The organism is Sorangiineae bacterium MSr11367, from assembly GCA_037157805.1.
GTDB classification, from domain to species: domain Bacteria; phylum Myxococcota_A; class Polyangia; order Polyangiales; family Polyangiaceae; genus Pendulispora; species Pendulispora rubella.
The window spans coordinates 10870309-10888128 of the sequence record CP089983.1 but is presented as its reverse complement, the minus strand read 5'-3'; the positions used below and the strand labels follow the sequence as shown (position 1 = coordinate 10888128).

At 66.3% G+C, this 17820-nt stretch carries 19 protein-coding genes; 10 read left to right on the top strand and 9 right to left on the bottom strand.

Going from position 1 to position 17820, the window contains the following annotated elements:
- The first annotated feature begins 4 nt into the window (after positions 1-4).
- From LVJ94_42165 to LVJ94_42155, 3 genes are read left to right on the top strand one after another with little or no spacing between them, the layout of a single operon-like run.
- Positions 5-196: a hypothetical protein gene (locus LVJ94_42165; GenBank protein WXB03497.1), complete on the top strand. Its 192-nt coding sequence runs from the start codon at positions 5-7 to the stop codon at positions 194-196.
- Complete coding sequence (locus LVJ94_42160; GenBank protein WXB03496.1) at positions 193-621, top strand: PIN domain-containing protein; 429 nt, start codon at positions 193-195, stop codon at positions 619-621. Before LVJ94_42165 ends, LVJ94_42160 begins: the two co-directional genes overlap by 4 nt.
- Positions 621-1259: a hypothetical protein gene (locus tag LVJ94_42155; GenBank protein ID WXB03495.1), complete on the top strand. Its 639-nt coding sequence runs from the start codon at positions 621-623 to the stop codon at positions 1257-1259. Before LVJ94_42160 ends, LVJ94_42155 begins: the two co-directional genes overlap by 1 nt.
- Here the strand turns inward: LVJ94_42155 and LVJ94_42150 are convergent.
- Positions 1212-2315, bottom strand: a complete 1104-nt coding sequence (locus LVJ94_42150; protein WXB03494.1) for an HTTM domain-containing protein — start codon at positions 2313-2315, stop codon at positions 1212-1214. The genes LVJ94_42155 and LVJ94_42150 overlap by 48 nt on opposite strands.
- Positions 2312-2791 (bottom strand): hypothetical protein, encoded by a 480-nt coding sequence (locus tag LVJ94_42145; protein ID WXB03493.1) that lies wholly within the window; start codon positions 2789-2791, stop codon positions 2312-2314. Before LVJ94_42145 ends, LVJ94_42150 begins: the two co-directional genes overlap by 4 nt.
- A gap of 75 nt (positions 2792-2866) precedes the next feature.
- Between LVJ94_42145 and LVJ94_42140 the strand changes: the two genes are divergently transcribed.
- The 3 genes from LVJ94_42140 (at position 2867) to LVJ94_42130 (ending at position 5411) form a co-directional block, all read left to right on the top strand.
- A complete protein-coding gene (locus tag LVJ94_42140; protein ID WXB03492.1) occupies positions 2867-4252 on the top strand; it encodes a GDSL-type esterase/lipase family protein in 1386 nt (461 codons plus the stop codon).
- Positions 4253-4302: 50 nt separating this feature from the next.
- The gene (locus LVJ94_42135) at positions 4303-4641 is read left to right on the top strand and encodes a hypothetical protein (GenBank protein WXB03491.1); all 339 of its coding nucleotides are present in this window, start codon (positions 4303-4305) and stop codon (positions 4639-4641) included.
- A gap of 299 nt (positions 4642-4940) precedes the next feature.
- On the top strand, positions 4941-5411 hold the full coding sequence (locus tag LVJ94_42130; protein ID WXB03490.1) for a hypothetical protein: 471 nt from the start codon (positions 4941-4943) through the stop codon (positions 5409-5411).
- Here the strand turns inward: LVJ94_42130 and LVJ94_42125 are convergent.
- On the bottom strand, positions 5408-6127 hold the full coding sequence (locus tag LVJ94_42125; GenBank protein ID WXB03489.1) for a transcriptional regulator: 720 nt from the start codon (positions 6125-6127) through the stop codon (positions 5408-5410). The genes LVJ94_42130 and LVJ94_42125 overlap by 4 nt on opposite strands.
- A gap of 49 nt (positions 6128-6176) precedes the next feature.
- Complete coding sequence (locus tag LVJ94_42120) at positions 6177-7595, bottom strand: GDSL-type esterase/lipase family protein (GenBank protein WXB03488.1); 1419 nt, start codon at positions 7593-7595, stop codon at positions 6177-6179.
- 127 nt (positions 7596-7722) lie between these two features.
- Here LVJ94_42120 and LVJ94_42115 point away from each other — a divergent pair, with 127 nt between their 5' ends.
- The 4 genes from LVJ94_42115 to LVJ94_42100 all read left to right on the top strand — a co-directional run bounded on the left by LVJ94_42115 (position 7723) and on the right by LVJ94_42100 (position 11946).
- Positions 7723-9186: an MBOAT family protein gene (locus LVJ94_42115; protein ID WXB03487.1), complete on the top strand. Its 1464-nt coding sequence runs from the start codon at positions 7723-7725 to the stop codon at positions 9184-9186.
- 13 nt (positions 9187-9199) lie between these two features.
- Positions 9200-9607: a hypothetical protein gene (locus tag LVJ94_42110; protein WXB03486.1), complete on the top strand. Its 408-nt coding sequence runs from the start codon at positions 9200-9202 to the stop codon at positions 9605-9607.
- Positions 9604-11280 (top strand): hypothetical protein, encoded by a 1677-nt coding sequence (locus LVJ94_42105; GenBank protein ID WXB03485.1) that lies wholly within the window; start codon positions 9604-9606, stop codon positions 11278-11280. The genes LVJ94_42110 and LVJ94_42105 overlap by 4 nt, the downstream gene beginning before the upstream one ends.
- A gap of 402 nt (positions 11281-11682) precedes the next feature.
- Complete coding sequence (locus tag LVJ94_42100) at positions 11683-11946, top strand: hypothetical protein (protein ID WXB03484.1); 264 nt, start codon at positions 11683-11685, stop codon at positions 11944-11946.
- A 4-nt stretch (positions 11947-11950) separates the two neighbouring features.
- On the opposite strand, the gene LVJ94_42095 is transcribed toward LVJ94_42100, so the two are convergent.
- The 5 genes from LVJ94_42095 to LVJ94_42075 all read right to left on the bottom strand — a co-directional run bounded on the left by LVJ94_42095 (position 11951) and on the right by LVJ94_42075 (position 17811).
- Complete coding sequence (locus LVJ94_42095; protein ID WXB03483.1) at positions 11951-13408, bottom strand: PLP-dependent aminotransferase family protein; 1458 nt, start codon at positions 13406-13408, stop codon at positions 11951-11953.
- The gene (locus LVJ94_42090) at positions 13405-14283 is read right to left on the bottom strand and encodes a hypothetical protein (protein ID WXB03482.1); all 879 of its coding nucleotides are present in this window, start codon (positions 14281-14283) and stop codon (positions 13405-13407) included. The genes LVJ94_42095 and LVJ94_42090 overlap by 4 nt, the downstream gene beginning before the upstream one ends.
- Positions 14280-14729, bottom strand: a complete 450-nt coding sequence (locus LVJ94_42085) for a rhodanese-like domain-containing protein (GenBank protein ID WXB03481.1) — start codon at positions 14727-14729, stop codon at positions 14280-14282. The genes LVJ94_42090 and LVJ94_42085 overlap by 4 nt, the downstream gene beginning before the upstream one ends.
- 65 nt (positions 14730-14794) lie before the next feature.
- The gene (locus tag LVJ94_42080) at positions 14795-16006 is read right to left on the bottom strand and encodes a serine/threonine protein kinase (protein WXB03480.1); all 1212 of its coding nucleotides are present in this window, start codon (positions 16004-16006) and stop codon (positions 14795-14797) included.
- Positions 16003-17811: an alkaline phosphatase family protein gene (locus tag LVJ94_42075; GenBank protein WXB03479.1), complete on the bottom strand. Its 1809-nt coding sequence runs from the start codon at positions 17809-17811 to the stop codon at positions 16003-16005. The genes LVJ94_42080 and LVJ94_42075 overlap by 4 nt, the downstream gene beginning before the upstream one ends.
- Positions 17812-17820: the final 9 nt, after the last annotated feature.

Here is a 17820-nt window from a genome sequence, read left to right as displayed (position 1 = left end):
GCCGATGGCCGCCGCGCGACCTTCCAAGACCGCCAAGGTGCCCTCCGACGAGGAGACGCGCGTGGTTTCGGTCGTCGATCGTACGAAGCGCATCGCTTCGATGCTCGATCGATGGGAGGCCGAGGACGTGAGCGACGAGCCCGATTGGGACGTGGACGAGGTCGGACGAATTCAGCTGCGGCCCACCAAAGCGTGAGACTCCTCCTCGATACCGGTGTGCTGGGCCAGATTTGCCATCCGCGGCGGCACGCGGACGTGCGCGCGTGGTTTCGGCATGCCGTCGTCGCTCACACGCTTCTCGTGTCGGAGCTGGCCGACTACGAGCTCCGGCGCGAGCTTTTGCGAATCGGTTCCGTGCGCAGCATTGCCCGTCTGGACGAGCTTGCCCGAGAGCTCCACTACGTCACCGTCTCCACCACGGCGTGGCGGAGCGCGTCCGCCCTTTGGGCACGAGCGCGCAACTCCGGAAACATGGGCGCCCCACCCGAGGCGCTCGATGGCGACGTTCTTCTCGCGGCGCAGGCGCTCGAGGAGGATGCTGGCGTCGTCACCACCAATGTGAAGCACTTCGATGCGCTCGGCGTGGAGGCGTACGCGTGGGGCGCCGTCCCGGTAGGCTAATGCGGCGTATCGTTGTCATTGGGCAGAAGGCGAGGGCGTCGGCGGAGTTCTCGTTGATCGACATTGCCGGCTCGAGTGGGCGCCTCGATGTGCTCTTGCGGTGCCTGCGGGCCGCGCTTCTCGTGTCGCATGGCTTGCGCAGCGACACGGTGCTCTACCTGGTGTTGCTCGGGTTGCCCGAGGCTCCGCGCACGTTGCGGATCGAGGGCGCCATCGTGCGGTTCTTGCGGCCGGATGAGCGCACCCTCGCGGTGCTCGCGCAAAAGATGCTCTCGGTGCCGTCGGGTGGCGAGGGCTTCGTGCAGTTGCGCAGAGGGGCGTGCATCGCCGACGGAGGGCTCGACGTCGTGCTCGCGGATCTCGGGCCCTCGACGTATTACGTGCTTGAAGAAGGCGCCACCGATGTTCGTGTCGCGGCGCTCGATCTGGAGCGCCCGGTCTTCTTCTTGGGCGACCACCTCGGGTTCGACGAGCCGACCCGCGCGCGATTGGCCGAAATGGGCGCCACACCCATCGGCATCGGCCCCACCAGCGTGCAGGCCGACGACGCGATTGCGATCCTCTCCAACGAGATCGATCGGCGCGAGGCTCTAAAGACGGGCGCTGGTCTCGCCGCCGCGGGTGAAGCTCGCAAGTAGCGCCAGCGGCGCCCACAAAGGAAAGAGAAGCGGCGTGCAGCGCGCCACCATCGTCAGTGCGCGCAACCCCGTCGCACGCGAGCCGTCGCGGCGCATGATCACGATGGTGTGCCCTTTTCGTAGGTGATCCGGCGTCCACGGACGAATGTCGAACCGGGCGAACCAATCCAGGCCGGCCACGATGCGGGCGATCCACTGGCCGCGCGGTCGCGATGGGTCGAAAAAGAATTTGCGCGCACGCGCATCGGGCGTGACGAAAAAGGCGTACGTCGTCAGCGTGAGCCAAGTGAAGAGCTCCACCTTGCTGGTGATCTCGATGGTGAGGTGAAACATGAGCCCCCACCACAGCGCAACGACGCGAAGGCGCCGGCTGAAGAGCGCCATGGCGAGAAACAGCTCCGTCGAGATGGCCAGCTTCGCCAGCCCGCTGGTGACGATGGGCTGCGAAAATGCCTCCACGACGCGGGGCGGAATTCCTCGCGCGACCGCTTCGCTGCCGTAGCGCGCGAAGCGATCCAGGATGACGCGGCCGTTGCGCCAATCGTCATCGAGCAGCTTCGAGCCTGCCGACGCCACGTAGATGAGCGCCACCTGGAGCTGCGCAAGGCGCACCGCCCATCGGGGACCGCTGCGAGCCTCCGCACTGCGCGGAATGCACAAGGTGCGATCGCACGGCGTGAAGGCGAGCAGGAACGCGAAGCAGAAAAGCGCGTAGCGGTTGTGATGGTAGCCGAGGCGATCGCACAGCAGCGTGTACATCCCGAGCAGCGCGCTCGCGAGTGCGGCCTGTGGTGCCCAGTGGCCGATGATCACGAGCACCGCAAGCAGCACGCGCGCAGCAAGCATGCCCACGTAGATCGAGCGCGAAGGCACCCACGCCTCGGGGATGAACGGCATGTGAAAGACGTCGCCGAAGTAGCCCTGCTCGAGCAGCGCACTCGCGGAGGCGAGCGTCTGCACCAGCAGCAGGCCGCCGAGGGCGATGCGGATGACGCCGAGCACATGCGCGTCGCCCACCCCGTTCATGGCGTGCTCCCAGCGCCGGAGAAAGCTCATGGCCCCTCCGCCGTGCGCGAACGGCTGGTCAGCGAGACGTGCTTGGGTTCGCGCCCGTTCTTGCGTACGTCGATCTCCAGGCCGAGTTGCCGCGTTTCGGCGTCGTACGGAATGTGCGCGGCGACGTCGTCGAGCGCCGCCTGGAATCGAGCGAGCTGGGCATTGGCTCCGTACGAAGCGTGGATCGTCGCGCCGAAATAGGCGAGCGCCGGCTCGTGCACGCGGTCCCGCCAGTCGAAGCGATGCAGCACGCCGGCCGCATCGCGGGCCATCCACGTGGTTCCCTCGACCGGGACGGGGACCGTCCCGTGCCCCGAGGGCGCTTCGATGTAGCGTACGAGCCGCACATTCAGGGTCGACGACTCGTGGAACATCCGAAAGCCGAACGCGTTGTCCGATCGGTCTCCCGCCGTGAGGATCAGCGCGAGCTGTCCTGCGAGATAGAGCGCCGCAAACGCCATCCTGCGACCGATCACCGGCATCCCGAAGCCGGAGCCTACCGAAAAACTCGCCCTTTGGCCCAGAGCATGCCAGGCTCTCTGGGTATCGTCGTGCGTCGTTGGTCCTCGTTTCCGGTCGCCGTGGCTTTGCTGATCTTCGCATGCGGCAATCAAAGTCCGTATGCGGCGGATCGGACGTCTGCCGTCGTGGCGTCGCGGGGACGCGCGCCGGCGCCACGCTTGGCTTCGTCGCCGGCCGACGTGGCCAGCCCCGGTCAGGAGCCAAACGACGCGAACACACGCGGTTCCATGCTGTCGGCGCAGGTGGAGGTCCCGGTGCCGGCGCCCATTCGTCCGGCCGTCGTCGAGCACCCGGAAGCGCTGCGGCACTTCTTCGAGTCGCTGTCGCACCTGGAAGATGGCAGCGCACGCGAGGACGTGCGGGTGATGCAGCTGGGCGACTCCCACACCGCGGCGGACATCGGGACGTCGGCCGCGCGGCGCGCGCTGCAAGGTCGCTTTGGCGACGGCGGCCGCGGCTTCGTGGCGTTCGGCCGGCCCTGGCCGACGTACGTCCAAGATGGCGTTCGCGGGGGCATGACGCGCGACTTCAAAGGCGAGCGCGGGAAATTTTCCTTCGGGCAATTCGTGGGCGATGGGCGCTACGGCATGGCCGGGTTCGCCATCGAGACGACCCGCAAACGCGGCCGCGCCTGGAGCGATCTCAGCGCCTCGGCGTCGCGCATCGAGGTGTCGTACCTCGAGCAGCCCGGCGGCGGGTCGTTCGAGGTCTTCATCGATGACGCGAAGAAGGGCGTGGTCTCGACGCGCGGGAAGACGGCCAAGTCGGGCTTTCACGCGTACGACGTCGGCGAGGGCCCGCACCATGTGGAGGCCCGCCCGCGCGGAGACGGTCCCGTTCGTCTTTTCGGGCTCGATTTGGGCCGCTCCAAGGTGGGGCTGGTCTTCGAGGCGCTCGGCATCAACGGCGCGCGCGCCACCACCGTGCTGCAGTGGCAGGAGCCTCACATGGCCGAGCAGCTGCGCCACCAGCCGCCCGATCTGGTGGTGCTCGCCTACGGCACGAACGAAGCGGGCGATGACATCCCGATGCCGGTGTACGAGCGGCAGCTTCTCGATGTGCTCGGGCGCATTTCCCGCGCCGTGCCCACCGCCTCGTGCCTTCTCCTGGGCCCCCCGGACCGCGGTTTGGAGACGCCGCAAGGCTGGGTAACGGTGCCGCGCCTCCTCGAGATCATCGAGTCCCAGCGCAACGTGGCGAAAGCCGCGGGCTGCGCGTTCTACAGCCAACTCGAAGCGATGGGTGGTCCCGGTGCCATTGCGGCATGGGTCGACGAGCCACAGCCCCGCGCCCGCCGTGACTACGTGCATCTTACACGCGAGGGCTACACGCAATTGGGCCAAGCGATGGCCAGCGATCTCCTGCGCGCGTACGACACGTACCGCGGCGACTCGACGCTCGTCTCGAAGCGTTAGGACCGGAGCTGGCCTTGCGGCACGGGCTCTTCGCCGAGGCGCGAAGTGCCATGATCCCCGCTCTGGCCATTTGGGAAGCTTCGATTGGGCCCGACCACTTCGAGACGGTCGATGCCACGGTCCTTCTGGCGCGCGCGGAGCTTGCTATTGGCGACAAGGCGGCGGCGCCGCGATTGAAAAAAGCGATTTCGTACTACGACGCCCACCCCGCGCCCGCCGCGAAGTCCGCCGAGGCGTCATTTGCTTACGCGCAGCTGCCAGGCCTTCCGGCGGACGAAGCCCGGTCGTGGGCCACGCGTGCCCGGGAAGGTTTTTCGGCCGGTGGTTCTGGGGCGATGGCCCGCCAACAGGCCGTGGACGCCTTTCTTTCGAAAAAGCGCACGCCCTAGAAGGAATATCTGCGACGGAGTCGAGGAGGCCGTGTCATTACTCCCGCGCCTCATCCCAGGCGCAGGAGTAATTCATGCGAGCTATTGGTATCGTGCTGCTTTCCTTCATTGCACTAGCAGCGTGCAGTTCCACGAATGACGCTGACGGTGGTGGACGTAATCCACCTCAGGGGAACGTCAGCGCCAAGTGTTACAACGTTGCCGTCAACGACCAAGACGGCTCGTCGGCCTGTTTGGCGACCACATGCCAGCCGGGGGACTGGTGCCTGGACGGTTCATGCCTCGACGGGTGCGTCGACATGGCCAATTGCGCAAAAGGAAGCTACTGCGATCTCTCGAATCCGAGCCATCTCGCGGGACGAACCGTTGGGACCTGCCGAACCCCCACCCCCGCCCAGGAAGTCCCGTGCCCGCAGAACAACCCCGGACCGAGCGCGAAGTGCAAGGACGTGCACGGGGTGTACTCGGTGGTCCTCGATGCGGCCGGATCGAGCTCGGCGTGCCGAGAATTCCCGTCCTCCGTCGAGTGCACCGTCACGCAAACCGATTGCTCCTTGGCGTTCACGTGCAACCCCAATCCAGGATTCGATGGCGCGACCCTCGATTCCAGCGATCGCGCGACGTTTTCGGCGGCGGGACCCAGTGGGGTGAGCGGCACGTGCCAAGCCCAATTCTCGCCTGACGCAAGTCCCAAATCGTTCCAATGGGAGTGCACGTTCTCGGGCCAAGGCGGTTCCGCCGTGTGCAAGGGGAACGGATTCGCGCGTTAAGCCGATTCCTCTTCGGCGTCGGAATTCCCCAGATAGCGCTGCAGGGTGATTTCGAGATTGCTCTGCATGATCCGAAGCAAGCTGTCGACCTCCGCGCGCGGAACGTTCAGCCGCGCGGAGAGATCTTTTCGGAGCTCGTCGATCAAGCGCTCGCGGGCGCTCGCCAGCCAGCGTGCCGCCGTGGCACGATGGACGCCGAAAAGAGCGCCGAGTTCGTCGGACGTCAATCCATCGAGGATGCCGTGTCGGAGGAGGTTGCGCTCGCGCGGTGTCAGCGCGTTCGCGGCCCTCTCGAACGACGCCTTGAACTCCGCGCCGTATCGGGCCCTGAGGTAGGCTACTTCGGGGCTCGGTTCGTTCGAGGTGAGTCCCGCCAAGAACACGGCATCCTCCGTGGGGACGTCGCGCGGGCGCCGGGTCACGTATTGGAGCACCACGCGCACGATGCCCGCGCGCGCCCAGTTTCGAAGCGGACCGCGGCCGGTGTATTCGGCGATGCGTGGCGGGCCGCCGGGAGGGGCGACGAAGAACCGCTCGCGGACCCTCTGAGCGATCTCGTTCCGATCGGCCGTCGAGCGGGCGATGCGTACGAGTGCGACGTCGATCTCGCGGAAATACTGCGCTTCGAATGCGGTGATGGCCTCGACTTCACCGCGGGCGCATGCCGACGCTAGCTGGAGATCGGCGAGGTGTTCCTTCGGTTCGTTGCCACCCATTCCTGCAGTGTAGCGAAGCTTGGAACGCGGACGGCCTAAGGTTCCCGCGCTAGTTTCGATTCTTCTCGCGGGCGCCGTAGGCGGTGTAACTGGCCATCAAGGCTTTGAACATGAGGTTGCCCGCCATTTCGCCGCCGGCGGGCGTGGGATGCGTCAGATCCCAGCTGCCGAGTTGCGGGTTGGCGTGGACCCAGCGGGCCATCGACCCGGAGCCTCCCATGGCCTCGTACATGTTGAAAAACGCCACTTGGTGCTCCAGCGCCGTTTTCCGCTGAAGCTCCACGAGCTGCACGATGATCTTTTTCGTGCGGAAGCCGCCGCCCTCGGTCTTCTCGGCGCGGTCCAACGGGGAGGCGACCATGATGGAGGCGCCGGGGGCGCCCGCTTTCACCTTTTCGATGAGCGCGCCGAGCTTTTGCACGTACGCTTCGACTTGAATGCCGCCGTCTTCGCTCTCGTTGGTGCCATATTGCAGGACGACCAGGGCCGGCTTGCGCAAAGCCATTTGATCGGCCCAATGGCCGCCGTCCATTTGATCCCAAAGGCGGGCGCGCGCGCCGTTCGCGCCCAAGGCGTCGTAGACCACCCCGGCCTCGTCGCGCTCGAGGGCGACGCCGAAGACGCGGGTGTCGCCATTTCCGCGGCTGCGCAAGGTGAGCGTGGCGGCGCCGTCGGGCACCTGCTTCGTGTGCACGCGCGACGCTTTTTCCGGACCGCGCGTGGATACGATTTCGGGCTCCTGGCCCGCGACCGATAATTCGATATCACCGCCGTACGGCTGCTCCAGGTAATACACGTCGAAACGCGATACCTTGCGTCCGTAATCACCTTTGGCGGGCGTCCCGAACGTTGCGCTCGCACCGCCGTTCGCGCGGAACGATACGCCGCCGAGGCCATAAATGTGGTCACCCGAGAAGGGCCCGGTGATGCGGCTGATGCTCCAGCCCTCGGACGCCGAATGCACCACGTCGTTGTGGAAGTACCACTCCCAGGGGTTGGCCGTGAGCACGAAGCCGTGGCCCGAGTCGCCGAATCGATCCTGAAAGCGCCGGCGCAAGGTGCCCGAGATGAGATCGCTGGTGATGACCGAGTCGCCGTAATGCAAGATGCGCGTGATGGCGCCGTCCGCCTTGCCCTTTTCCTGCTCCGTGCGGGCGAGCTGCCCGTAGAACGCGTCCAGCGCGTGGCCCGTGGGGTCTTCCACCGCGATGGAGCCGGCAAGCTTCGCGAGCGCGGCAGGATCCGGCGGCGGCTCCTTGGCCTTCTCGGCGGGAAGCGCGTTGGTGACCGTTCCCTGGTTCTCGGTGGCCCGCAGCGCGGTCTCGCCCACCGTGGTGCTGGCCACGGGGGCGCTCGTCTCCGCAGCGACCACGGTGTCCGATTCCGCGGGCGGATCCCACGGCACCGCGGCAACCCGCAGGGTGCGCAGCTTGGGCGACAGGTAGGGGATGGCGAGCAGAAGCGCCATCACTCCGAGTGAGAGCGCGGTTTTTCCCGGAAAAGGCGAAGAGGGCGCTTTTTCGTGCGACACCCCCGCGAGATAGCGAAAAGCGAGCCATCTTGCTACCGTCCGGCGCGTTTTTCGGGTTTTTTCGATGCTCTTCAACAGTGCGCTGTACGGATTCTTTCTCGTTGGGACCTTTCTCGTCTTTTGGGCGCTGCGTGCGCGAAGACTGTGGCGGTCTCTTTTTCTCGTCCTCGCCAGCTACGCGTTCTACTTCTTTGGCACCTACGACACGGCGTTGGAGCAGGAGACGCCGCTCGGGCCCATCGCCTGGAGCGTCCTCTGTCTGGGCATCATCTTCGTCGGCAGCACGCTCGACTATGCCATCGGCCGCGCGCTCGGCAGGACGGAGAACCCGCGCGCGCGCAAGGCGCTGCTGCTCGTCTCCATCTTTTATTACATCGGCGTTCTCGCCCTCTTCAAATATTTCAACTTCGCCGTCGACTCGTTCGTCGCGCTATTCGGGGCCATGGGAGTCCATCTCCAGCCGGTGCATTTGCGCCTGGTTCTCCCCTTCGGCATCTCGTTCTTCACGTTCGAGACGATGAGCTACACCATCGACGTGTACCGCCGGGAAATCGAGCCCGCGAAGAAGTACCTCGATTACCTGCTCTTCGTTTGCTTCTTTCCGCACTTGGTCGCTGGGCCCATCGTGCGGCCGCATCAAATGCTCCCGCAGCTCGAACGCGTCCCGGTGGTGGACGCCGCCCAGCAGGCGCGCGGCCTGTACCGCATTGCCATGGGCCTCACCAAGAAGGTGGCCATTGGCGACGTGCTCGCGGTCAACCTCGTGGGGCGCGTGTTCGACAACCCCGAGCGCTACTCGTCCATCGAGGTGCTCGTCGCCATTTATGCCTATGCGGTGCAAATCTATGCCGATTTCTCCGGCTACAGCGATGTGGCCATCGGCAGCGCGGCCCTCTTCGGCTACGAGCTCCCGGAGAATTTCAATGCACCGTACGCGGCCAAAAGCCTGCAGGACTTCTGGCATCGCTGGCACATCTCCCTGAGCACCTGGCTCCGCGACTACCTTTACATTCCGCTCGGCGGCTCCAAAGATGGGCCCATTCGGACGTACCGCAATTTGATGATCACGATGCTTCTCGGCGGCCTATGGCACGGCGCATCGTGGAACTTCGTCATCTGGGGCGGATTGCACGGCATCGCGCTCGCCGCGACGCGCATGTGGCAACGGGCACGGGAGGGACGGCCTTCGGTGTTTTTCCCGCGGCCGCTCGCGGTGTTTCTCACCTTCCAATATGTGTGCTTTGCATGGATCTTCTTCCGCGCGCCCAGCTTCGCCCACGCCAAGTTGATGCTCGCGCGCATCGCCCAAGGCGCCTTTGGCACGGACAACCTGGCGCCGAAGGTCATCGTGGTGCTGGTGGTGGCCATGGTGCTGCATTACGTGCCGCGGCGCATTTCGGACACCTTGCGCGACCGATTCGTCCTGACACCGGCCTGGGTCCAAGGGATCATGCTGGCCGTGGCCGCCTACGGATTGCACATCGCTGCGGGAAGCAAAGCCGAGCCCTTCGTCTATGGACAATTTTGAAAGGACGCCCATCGTGAGCACGCGCATCCCTCGACTCTTCGCGGCGCTCGATCTCACAAGTGCGGGCCTTCTCGGCCTAGGCGTCTTCGTCGGGTTGCCCGATCGATGGCTCTACGTCGATCTTCCGGCGGGCCTGCTCATCGCGCTGTTCGCGTTGACGGCCGTCGGGCTTTTCGCCAGCACGGCCTGGGCCGAAAAGGTCGCGCGCGCCACGGCCATCGTGGCGCTGGCGTTCGGCCTTCTCCTGATCGCGCTGCTGGCGCTCGGTGCGAGCTACCTGTACGGCATTTACGGCCCGGTGGGGCAGGGCGGCGCCTTGATTTACGTGCTCATCATCGCGCTCGCCATTCCCTACCTGGTTGCGCTGCCAGTGGCGCAGTTCCTCTGGTTCTCGCGGGCTGGCACGGCCGCACGCCCATGACGGCCGCCAAGGCGCGCCTGGTGCGCGGGCTCGCGGTGTACGCGGGCGTGCTGCTCGTGCTCTGCATCGCGGTGGCGCGCTCGTACGCGCTGGGCTCGCCGGAGCGGCCCGTGGTGCTCGCCACCGTGTGGAGCGCGGGCAAGCTCGTGGCGCGTGCGGAGGTGGCCTCCGTGGGCGCGCGCACGGCCGAGGTGGATAAGGCCATGGCGGAGGCGCCCTCGCCCCAGCTCGTGTACGAAACGGTCACCGGTGAATCGCGCATGGCGACGAAGCCGGATTGGCTCTTTGCGATATCCCTCGTTCCGGGGCGCGATGGGGTGATGGCCCGGATGAATGGGAAGACGGCGTACGTGACGCCGGACGACCTTCTCGCGCGCCAGGTCTACGATCATGGCATCAACCACGAGGCCATCGGCCTGGCGGCGGGCGCGGACGTGCCGCTCATCCATGCGATGCTCTCGGAGCGCCTCCACGCGAGTGCGCGGGACATCTGGGGTTCGGCGGTGATCCGGCGCATCCGCGTGGAGCGCACGGTTCCTTCCGCACCGCCCCCGGTGCGCATCACCGCGGACAACATGACCCACGCCATGGTGCGCGAGGCCACACTCGACATAGCGCACTACCTGGCGCGCAGCGTCGACGATGATGGCCGCTTTCGGTACATGGTCGACGCCACGGCCAATCGCTCCTTGGCGGGCTACGATTGGCCGCGGCACGCGGGGGCGACGTATTTTCTCGCGCAGGCCGCCGCGCTCTCGGGAAATGCCGATTTGCGGTATGCCACATTGCGCGCGGCGGCACGACTGCGCGACAAAGGATTGGTCGCCTGTGGCGACTACAAGTGCATCGGCCAGGAGGACATCGTCGAAGTCGGCTCGAGCTCCCTCGCGGTCATCGCCTTCGTCGAAATCGTGCGCACTGGCATCGACGAATCGTACCGCCCTCTCATTGCCGATCTGGCGCGCTTCCTCCGAAGCCAGCAGCGCGCGGACGGGGAGTTCATGCACCAGTACGATCGCCATGCGCGCCATCCCATCGACGTGCAGTTCGTCTACTTCACGGGGGAGGCCTCGCTCGCGTTGGCGCGTGCGTACGTGCTGAGCAAGGCCACCGAAGATCGCGATGCGGCACGGCGGGCGCTCGCGTACATCGTGGGGCCGGCGTGGCACTTCTTTGGCAATCGCTATTACTTCGGCGAGGAACACTGGACGTGTCAAACGATGGCGGAAGTCGTCGACAGTCCCAGCGACCCCGCGCTCGACTTCTGCGTACGCTGGCAGCGGTTCGGGCGGAGCGTCCAGCACCAGGAGGGCGATTCGCCACAGGATACGGATGGATCCTTGGGCATTGATCCGATGATCACGCCGCGCTTGACCCCCGTTGCATCGCGTTGTGAGGCGGCCGTTGCGACGCTCGACGCGGCGACGCGCTTGGGGTTACCGGAAGCCGAACGGCGCGCGATCGATCGCCAGACGCGACGAGCGTTGGCGTTCTTGCTCCGTCATCAATTTCGCCCCGGTCCAACGCACCTCTTTGCCGATCCGGCCGCGGTTCATGGGGCTATTCCGGGGAGCCCCGTCGATTTCCAACTCCGCATCGATTACGCGCAACATGCAGGAAGTGCCATGATTCGCTGGTTGGAAGTGGTCCCGGAGCTCTCGTCACAGCCTTGAAACAAAACAGAGGCGATTCACATTCTCCTACAAAAGCACAAAGAAGGGTTGGTCATCGCCAAAGCGAGGGTTAAGGTAAATCTCGTAGGGTCCAGAGTTTGGGCCCTGCACGAGGGCGATGACGAAAGGCGAGCGATCGTCGATTGAGAATCACGAGGCAAGCCGGGAGCGAAAGGCTTCCGAGAGCGCCTTCCGCCGGGAGCAAGATACGCGGTTGCCCGATGGCGCCGCGCGGCAGGAAGCGCATCGTGATGGCGCCGCGTCATCGTCCGTAAGATTGGGTCGTTCGACGGCATCCTGTTTGCGAAACCAGGAGGCTCAGGCGGCTCTTTTGTACCAACCGATCCCAAGAGGATCCTCAACCCGCGCGAACTTCGTTCGCACGGTTACGCAGGTGAATGGATGAAAATCCCCACCCTCAGCACCATCGATACGTTGACCCTCGACGAAGCGCACGCGTACTTGGACGCCGCGCACGGGGACGAGCTCGAAGCGGCCGTTGCCATCGCAACCGACCGCAACAAGCTCGATGGCACGAGCTCTTCGCCCGACGACGCCGAAGTGCATCATGCCTACTTCCTTCTGCGCCGAGCGCGCGGAATGGATGCTCCCAGCTTCGACACGATGAGGGTCGAGTTGAAGAAGAGGATGGTGCAAGCGGCATAATCTTCTAGATCAACGTAGCTAGAAGACGGATGCCGGCGCGGATTTCGGCGGGGCTGGCTGCGGCGTAGCTCACCAACAGGGCGGGGCGCGTCGCACGCGAAGACTCGAGGAAGTACCGCGACAGGGGTGGCATATCGAGCCCGTGCTCGTGCACGCGGTGGCTCACGGTGGCGTCGTTTTCGCCGCGTGGGAGCCAGCCGACGCAGTGCATGCCGTTCTCGGTTCGGTCGACGGTCAAGGTGCCTCGGAGCTCGCGGGAGACGCTGTCGAGCAAGGTGTCGCGTCGTTCCTCGCAGAGTGTCCGCGTGGTGCGGATGTGCGCTGCGAAGTGGCCCTCGGACATGAAGTCGGCCAACGTCGCCTGGAGCAGTGCCGCCGGCGGTCCATCGCTCGCGAGGCGCGCCAGGACGAGGGCGTCGATGACGTCCACCGGCGCGATGAGGTACGCGAGGCGCAAGGACGGGAACATGACCTTGTTGAAGGTGCCGGCATAGAGCACGTGCTCGTGCGCATCGGTGCCCTGGATGGCGGCCAGCGGTCGCCCGGCGAAGCGGAATTCGCTGTCGTAGTCGTCCTCGAAGATCCACGCACCGGCGCGGCGTGCCCACGTGAGAAGTGCCGTGCGGCGTGCGGGGGCCAAGGTCACGCCGAGCGGGTATTGGAACGAGGGGGTCACGTAGGCGAGTCGTGCATGCGGGGCGTGTGCGATGCCTGCATCGACGGACAGGCCGTCGGCGTCGACCGGGATGGGCACGAGGTTCGCGCCGGCAGCACGAAATGCGCTGCGTGCGCCGAGGTAGCCGGGTTCCTCCATCCAGACCGAGTCGCCGGGATCGAGGAGGACGCGTGCGCAGAGGTCGAGCACCTGCTGCGTGCTGGAGGCGATGAGCACGTGGCGGTACGTGCAACGCACGCCGCGGTGCGAGCCGGCATAGGCGGCGACGGCTTCGCGGAGCGCGTGCAGGCCGGCGGGCTCGATGGAGCCGGCCAAGGCGGGGCTCGAGGACTTGGCGCGGCGGGCGAGGAGCCGGTTCCAGATGCCGAAGGGAAAGGCATCGAGGTTCGGGATGCAGGGGGTGAAGGCGCGCGTGAGGGTCATGGCGTTTTCGCGGCCGTGCTCGACGAGGGTGCGGCCACGGGAGGAGAGAGAAGGTGGCGCCTCCCCTCCCCTGCGGGGGCTGACGGTACGGGGCGCGACGTCGCGGGATGCGGTGGGGGAGACGAAGGTGCCGATGCCGACGCGGCGCACGAGCAGGCCCTCGGAATCGAGCTGCGCGAAGGCGGCTTCCACGGTGGTGCGGGAGACCCCGAGATCGGCCGCGAGGGTCCGTGTGGCGGGAAGGCGGGCGCCCGGCGCGAGGCTCCCGCGCGCGATGGCATCCCGCAGCGCTTGGGCGATCGAGCCGGCCCCCGCCCGGGCGACGTGAATCGAGACGAGGGGGGCGGTCGAGCGCCGGGTCAAGGGGAGTGCCCGGGAATCGAGCGAAGCAGGGCTCCGGCGAACCGCTGCGCGGCGGCCTGGTCGCCGTCCAGGAACAAGCTGGGCTCGATGAGCTCGAGCTCCATCAATCGGAACTGGCCGTCCACCACCACGCCGTCCACGCGCGCATAGGCATGCCGCACGTGAACGGCTTCGAGCACGCGGTGGGCTTGCCGCACCAGGCTCTCCGCCGGTTGCGTCCGCGTATGCGTGCCGCCAAAGTTGGACTGCGTGCGAAAGTCGTCCCGCGCCGGGCGCTTGACCAGCGCGTGGGAGAATTCCCCGTCGAAGAAGAGCAAGGACCACTCGCCATCGTCGACGATCTCCCGAACGAAGGGCTGCACCAGCACGCCCGATTGTTCGAGCAGGCGGCCGAATTCCAGCTGACGCTTCGGAGCCTCGCCAAGCGACGTGCGGAACGTCCCGAACGAATTGACGGATACGGCGGGCTTCACCACCGCGTTCTCCCATCCTTGCTGGCGCAGCACGTCCTCGAGGGATGCGTTCTGCCCCTGCTCGATCCAGCGCGTAGGCAGGATGGGAACGCCCCTCGCCGAAAGCTCCACGAGGTAGCGCTTATCCATGTTCCACAACACGGACTCCACGGGATTGCACACGTGAATGCGGTCGGCGGCGAGCCGTTTCAGCCAATCGGCGAACTGTGCGGAGCGATGGTGGTAGTCCCACGTCGAGCGCAGCGCCACGACGTCGAAATCGCGCCACCGCACGTGCGGATCGCTCCAGACCGCGGCCGCAACCGACGCTCCATGCGTCCGCAGGGCGTCGGCGGCGACGACGTCGTCCGGGTCGAGCACGGGCATCTCTTCGAAGGTGGCGAATGCAATGCGGGGTTTCATGCGTGGTGCCGGCGCGAATACTCGTCGAAGGATACATCCTTGGGCAATCGACCTTCGACGGGGTAGCCCTCACGGACCCAGGCATCGAGGCCGCCGATCATCTCTTTGACGGAGAGGCCGAGCGCACTCAACTTCGCGGCCGCCCGCGTGGAGCCATTGCAGGAGATGCTCCAGCAATAGACGACGACGAGCTTGCCGCGCAGCGGCGCGACGGACGCCTCGTGAATGGCGCGCGCGGCCATGTGGAGGGCGCCGGGAATGTGCATGTCGGCGTAGGCTTCGGCGCTGCGCACGTCGACCAATGCGAAGTCCGCCGTTTTGCGTTCGAGGTCCAGATGGACGTCGGCCGGATCCGTCTCGAAGGCGAGTTTGCCCGCGAAATGCCGATGCGCCTCCTCGGGCGGTGCGGCGGGAATTTCCAGGAGAAAGGAGAAGCGATGGGACATGGTCCCTGTGTGCGGTATGGCCGGCGCCCTCACCAGGGCCAATTTGACGCGTTCAGGTGGACCATTCAGCGCCGTCCGGCGTCCGCCGCCCGGGGGCCCGGTTGCGGGACCGCCGCGGCGGGGGGATTGCGAAGCAGCTGCTCCTGCGTCTCACTTGCAACCTTGTCGCGGTACGCGATGAAGCCGGCCACGCCGATCATCACGGCCACGCCGAGCACCAGCCCGGCCAAAAGCGCGGTGCGCGGCGACATGGATCGCGGCTCGTCGAGCTCCGCCAATGCGGCGAGGGCCTCCGGGCTCGCGGGCTTCAAGGCGTACTGCACCTGATCGTCGCGTACGACGACGGGCGCCGGCGCGCTCATGCCGCACACCTGATCGAGCGCCCGCGACATCTCCGCGGCACTTTGAAAACGCCGGTGCGGCTCGCGTGCGCACGCCTTGGCAAACCACGCATCGAAGCCGGGCGGCACCTCGGGATTGACCTCCGATGGCACGGGCATCGGCTCCGCGCAAACCTTGAGCACGATGTCGCCGAGCACTTCGCCCTCGAAGGGAATGCGCGCGGTCAGGGCGGCGAAGGTGCTCGCACCGAGGGACCACAGATCGGTGAGCACACCGGGCACGCCACCCGAGGTGAGTTGCTCCGGGCTCATGAAATTCGGTGTGCCGATGACCGCGCCCTCCTGCGTCGGTCCGCCCATGGGCACCGGTGCGCGGTCCGTGCGAATCGGCTCTTCGAAGATCTTGGCAATTCCGAAGTCGACCAATTTGACGATGTAGGGATATTCGTTGCCGACGGCCTCCGCCGTGGTCGTGAGGAAAATGTTGTCTGGCTTCAAATCGCGGTGAACGATGCCCGCGGCGTGCGCGCGATCCAGCGCGACCGCCGCCTGCCGAATGATGTTCGCCGCCTCGCGCGCCGAGACGGGGCCTTCGCGGATGATCAGCTCCGAGAGCGATTCGCCTTGAAGGTACTCCATCACGATGTAAGGGAACCCCTCGGCGGTGACGCCGTAGTCGTAGACGTGCACCGCGTGCTGGCTCTGGAGGCGCGCGGCCGCGCGGGCTTCGATTTCGAAGCGCCGGCGCGAATCCGGATTGGTGACGTGCTCCTCGCGAATGAACTTGATGGCCACACGGGTGCCCAACGTGCGATGCGTGCCCGCCCAGACCGTGCCCATGCCGCCGGCGCCGATGAAATGCAATACGACGTATTTGCCGCCGACAATCATCCCCTCGAAGTGGGGAATGTCCCGAGGAGTCTCGTGCGGCGTCATGGTCCTTTGACGAGGGAAGGTGCCTTGGTGGCAGCGGACGGAGGCGGTGCGCCGAGCAGATCGGCGAGGGTACGAGCATAGGCCCCGAAGAGAACGGGCTCCTCCTTCACGACGCCGGCCGGGACGCGTTTGGGGGCGCGCACCAACATGGGCACCATGCGATCGTAGAGGTATGGCGTACCGTGGCTGGAACCGTACCCCACGACCTGCGAGGGATCGAAGAAGCTCCCCGCGCGCGGGACGACGTAAAACTCGCCAGATTCGGGCGGGATGGAGTTCACCACGAGCTCGTCGATGGCATCGCTCCCGCCGTTGCGGCGCAACTCGGAGCTCTCGCGCACGGAGAGCACGCCCGGGTGACGGAGCAGTGTCTTGCGAATGGTATCGCGCAGCTTATCGGCGCGCGCGCGCACCTTGGCGACGGAATCTGCGGCGGATGCCGGGGCCCCTGGGGACGTCGATGGCGTGGGCGCGGCGAGCAGCTGGCGACCTTTCGCCGTGAGGAACACGTAGGGATCGGCCACGCCTTGGATCCAGCCGCCCTCACCGAGTGCCTGCTGCGTGGCTGTCAGGAGCTCGCGCGTGATGTCGTCCGGCAAGAGCCTTTCGCCAGCTTTGCAAGGGCGCTCGAAGCGATCGGGCGGGGCGCCCGGCTTGCACCACGAGCGCGCCTCCGTCGGCAACTCGGGAAGCGAGATGCCTCCGTGATCGGCGGCGAGCATCACGGCGTAGCCGTCGGCGCCGAATCGTTGGTCGAGCTCCGAGAAGAACCCGGCGAGCGCACGATCGATCCTTTGCAGCTCGTCCCACGCTTCCCACGAATCGGGGCCGAACACGTGGCCGATGTAATCCGGCGTCGAAAGCGAAATAGCCAATAGCGTATCGCGCGATTTGGCATTCTCCGCGTCGAGCGCGGCGAGCCCCAAATCGAGCAGGGCCTGATCGGTATTGGGCGAAAGGCGAATACCGGCCGCGGGCGCTTTGGCTTGCGATGGCTCGTGCGGAAAAGTGGTGCCAAAGCCGGGCGCATCGCCCTCGCCGGGCTGCGCGTCGGGGCCTGCGGCATGGGTCCGCGTGAATTCGGCGTCGAGCAGGTCCCAGCGCGGGGCGCGGATGGCCTTCATGGCCTCGGTCGAGCTTCCTTTGGCGGCCCAGGCGGGAAAGCTCTGGGCGAACGCCGTCGACGTCACCATGCGATCCGTGCCGGAGTCGTACCAGAGCGTGGCCGTGGGGCGGCGTCCGCCGGCGAAGATGGCACCGCGGTCTTTGAGCGAGATGCTCACGATGAGGGCGTTGGGGTTGGCCGCGCGGAAGGCGTCGGCTACCGTCTCGACACGCAAACGCGCAATCGACGACGAAGGCGATTTGCCCGGCCCCTCGCTCCCAATCGCGTTCACATTGGGGTCGAGCAGGATGGTCACCCGCTTGCCGTCGGCGTCGGGCACCTCATTGCCGAAGATGCCCGAATCGCGCGGCATGGCGCCGGTGTAGAGCGCGGCGTGGCCGGGCGCCGTGTCCGTCACCGCGTGCGCATAGCGCAGTCGCTGCACCCACGTCCCTTCACGCCGGAGTCGCGCGAAGCCTCCGTTTTCAGGCAACAGCGGGAGGCGCTCGGCGGCAATCCAGGCGGCGAACTGATCGACGACGAAGCTGACGACCACCCGGTGCGAGGGCCCGTTCGACTGCGTGGTGCGCGTTTCCGAGCCCGTGGGTGGCGGGCTCTTGGCGCCGGGACCACATGCGCATGCAAGAACGGCCGGCGTCAGAAACCGAGCAAGGGCGAGCGTCCACTGTCGAGGTGCCATTTTCGCGAG

Excerpts from the sequence above, each read along its gene's own strand:
- LVJ94_42135 (WXB03491.1), top strand. The coding sequence starts at position 4,303 with ATGATCCCCGCTCTGGCCATTTGGGAAGCTTCGATTGGGCCCGACCAC.
- LVJ94_42130 (WXB03490.1), top strand. The coding sequence starts at position 4,941 with ATGGCCAATTGCGCAAAAGGAAGCTACTGCGATCTCTCGAATCCGAGC.
- LVJ94_42090 (WXB03482.1), bottom strand. The coding sequence starts at position 14,283 with ATGAAACCCCGCATTGCATTCGCCACCTTCGAAGAGATGCCCGTGCTC.
- LVJ94_42080 (WXB03480.1), bottom strand. The coding sequence starts at position 16,006 with ATGACGCCGCACGAGACTCCTCGGGACATTCCCCACTTCGAGGGGATG.
- LVJ94_42075 (WXB03479.1), bottom strand. The coding sequence starts at position 17,811 with ATGGCACCTCGACAGTGGACGCTCGCCCTTGCTCGGTTTCTGACGCCG.
- LVJ94_42150 (WXB03494.1), bottom strand. The coding sequence starts at position 2,315 with ATGAGCTTTCTCCGGCGCTGGGAGCACGCCATGAACGGGGTGGGCGAC.
- LVJ94_42100 (WXB03484.1), top strand. The coding sequence starts at position 11,683 with ATGAAAATCCCCACCCTCAGCACCATCGATACGTTGACCCTCGACGAA.
- LVJ94_42155 (WXB03495.1), top strand. The coding sequence starts at position 621 with ATGCGGCGTATCGTTGTCATTGGGCAGAAGGCGAGGGCGTCGGCGGAG.
- LVJ94_42115 (WXB03487.1), top strand. The coding sequence starts at position 7,723 with ATGCTCTTCAACAGTGCGCTGTACGGATTCTTTCTCGTTGGGACCTTT.
- LVJ94_42085 (WXB03481.1), bottom strand. The coding sequence starts at position 14,729 with ATGTCCCATCGCTTCTCCTTTCTCCTGGAAATTCCCGCCGCACCGCCC.
- LVJ94_42125 (WXB03489.1), bottom strand. The coding sequence starts at position 6,127 with ATGGGTGGCAACGAACCGAAGGAACACCTCGCCGATCTCCAGCTAGCG.
- LVJ94_42120 (WXB03488.1), bottom strand. The coding sequence starts at position 7,595 with ATGGCGCTTCTGCTCGCCATCCCCTACCTGTCGCCCAAGCTGCGCACC.
- LVJ94_42105 (WXB03485.1), top strand. The coding sequence starts at position 9,604 with ATGACGGCCGCCAAGGCGCGCCTGGTGCGCGGGCTCGCGGTGTACGCG.
- LVJ94_42165 (WXB03497.1), top strand. The coding sequence starts at position 5 with ATGGCCGCCGCGCGACCTTCCAAGACCGCCAAGGTGCCCTCCGACGAG.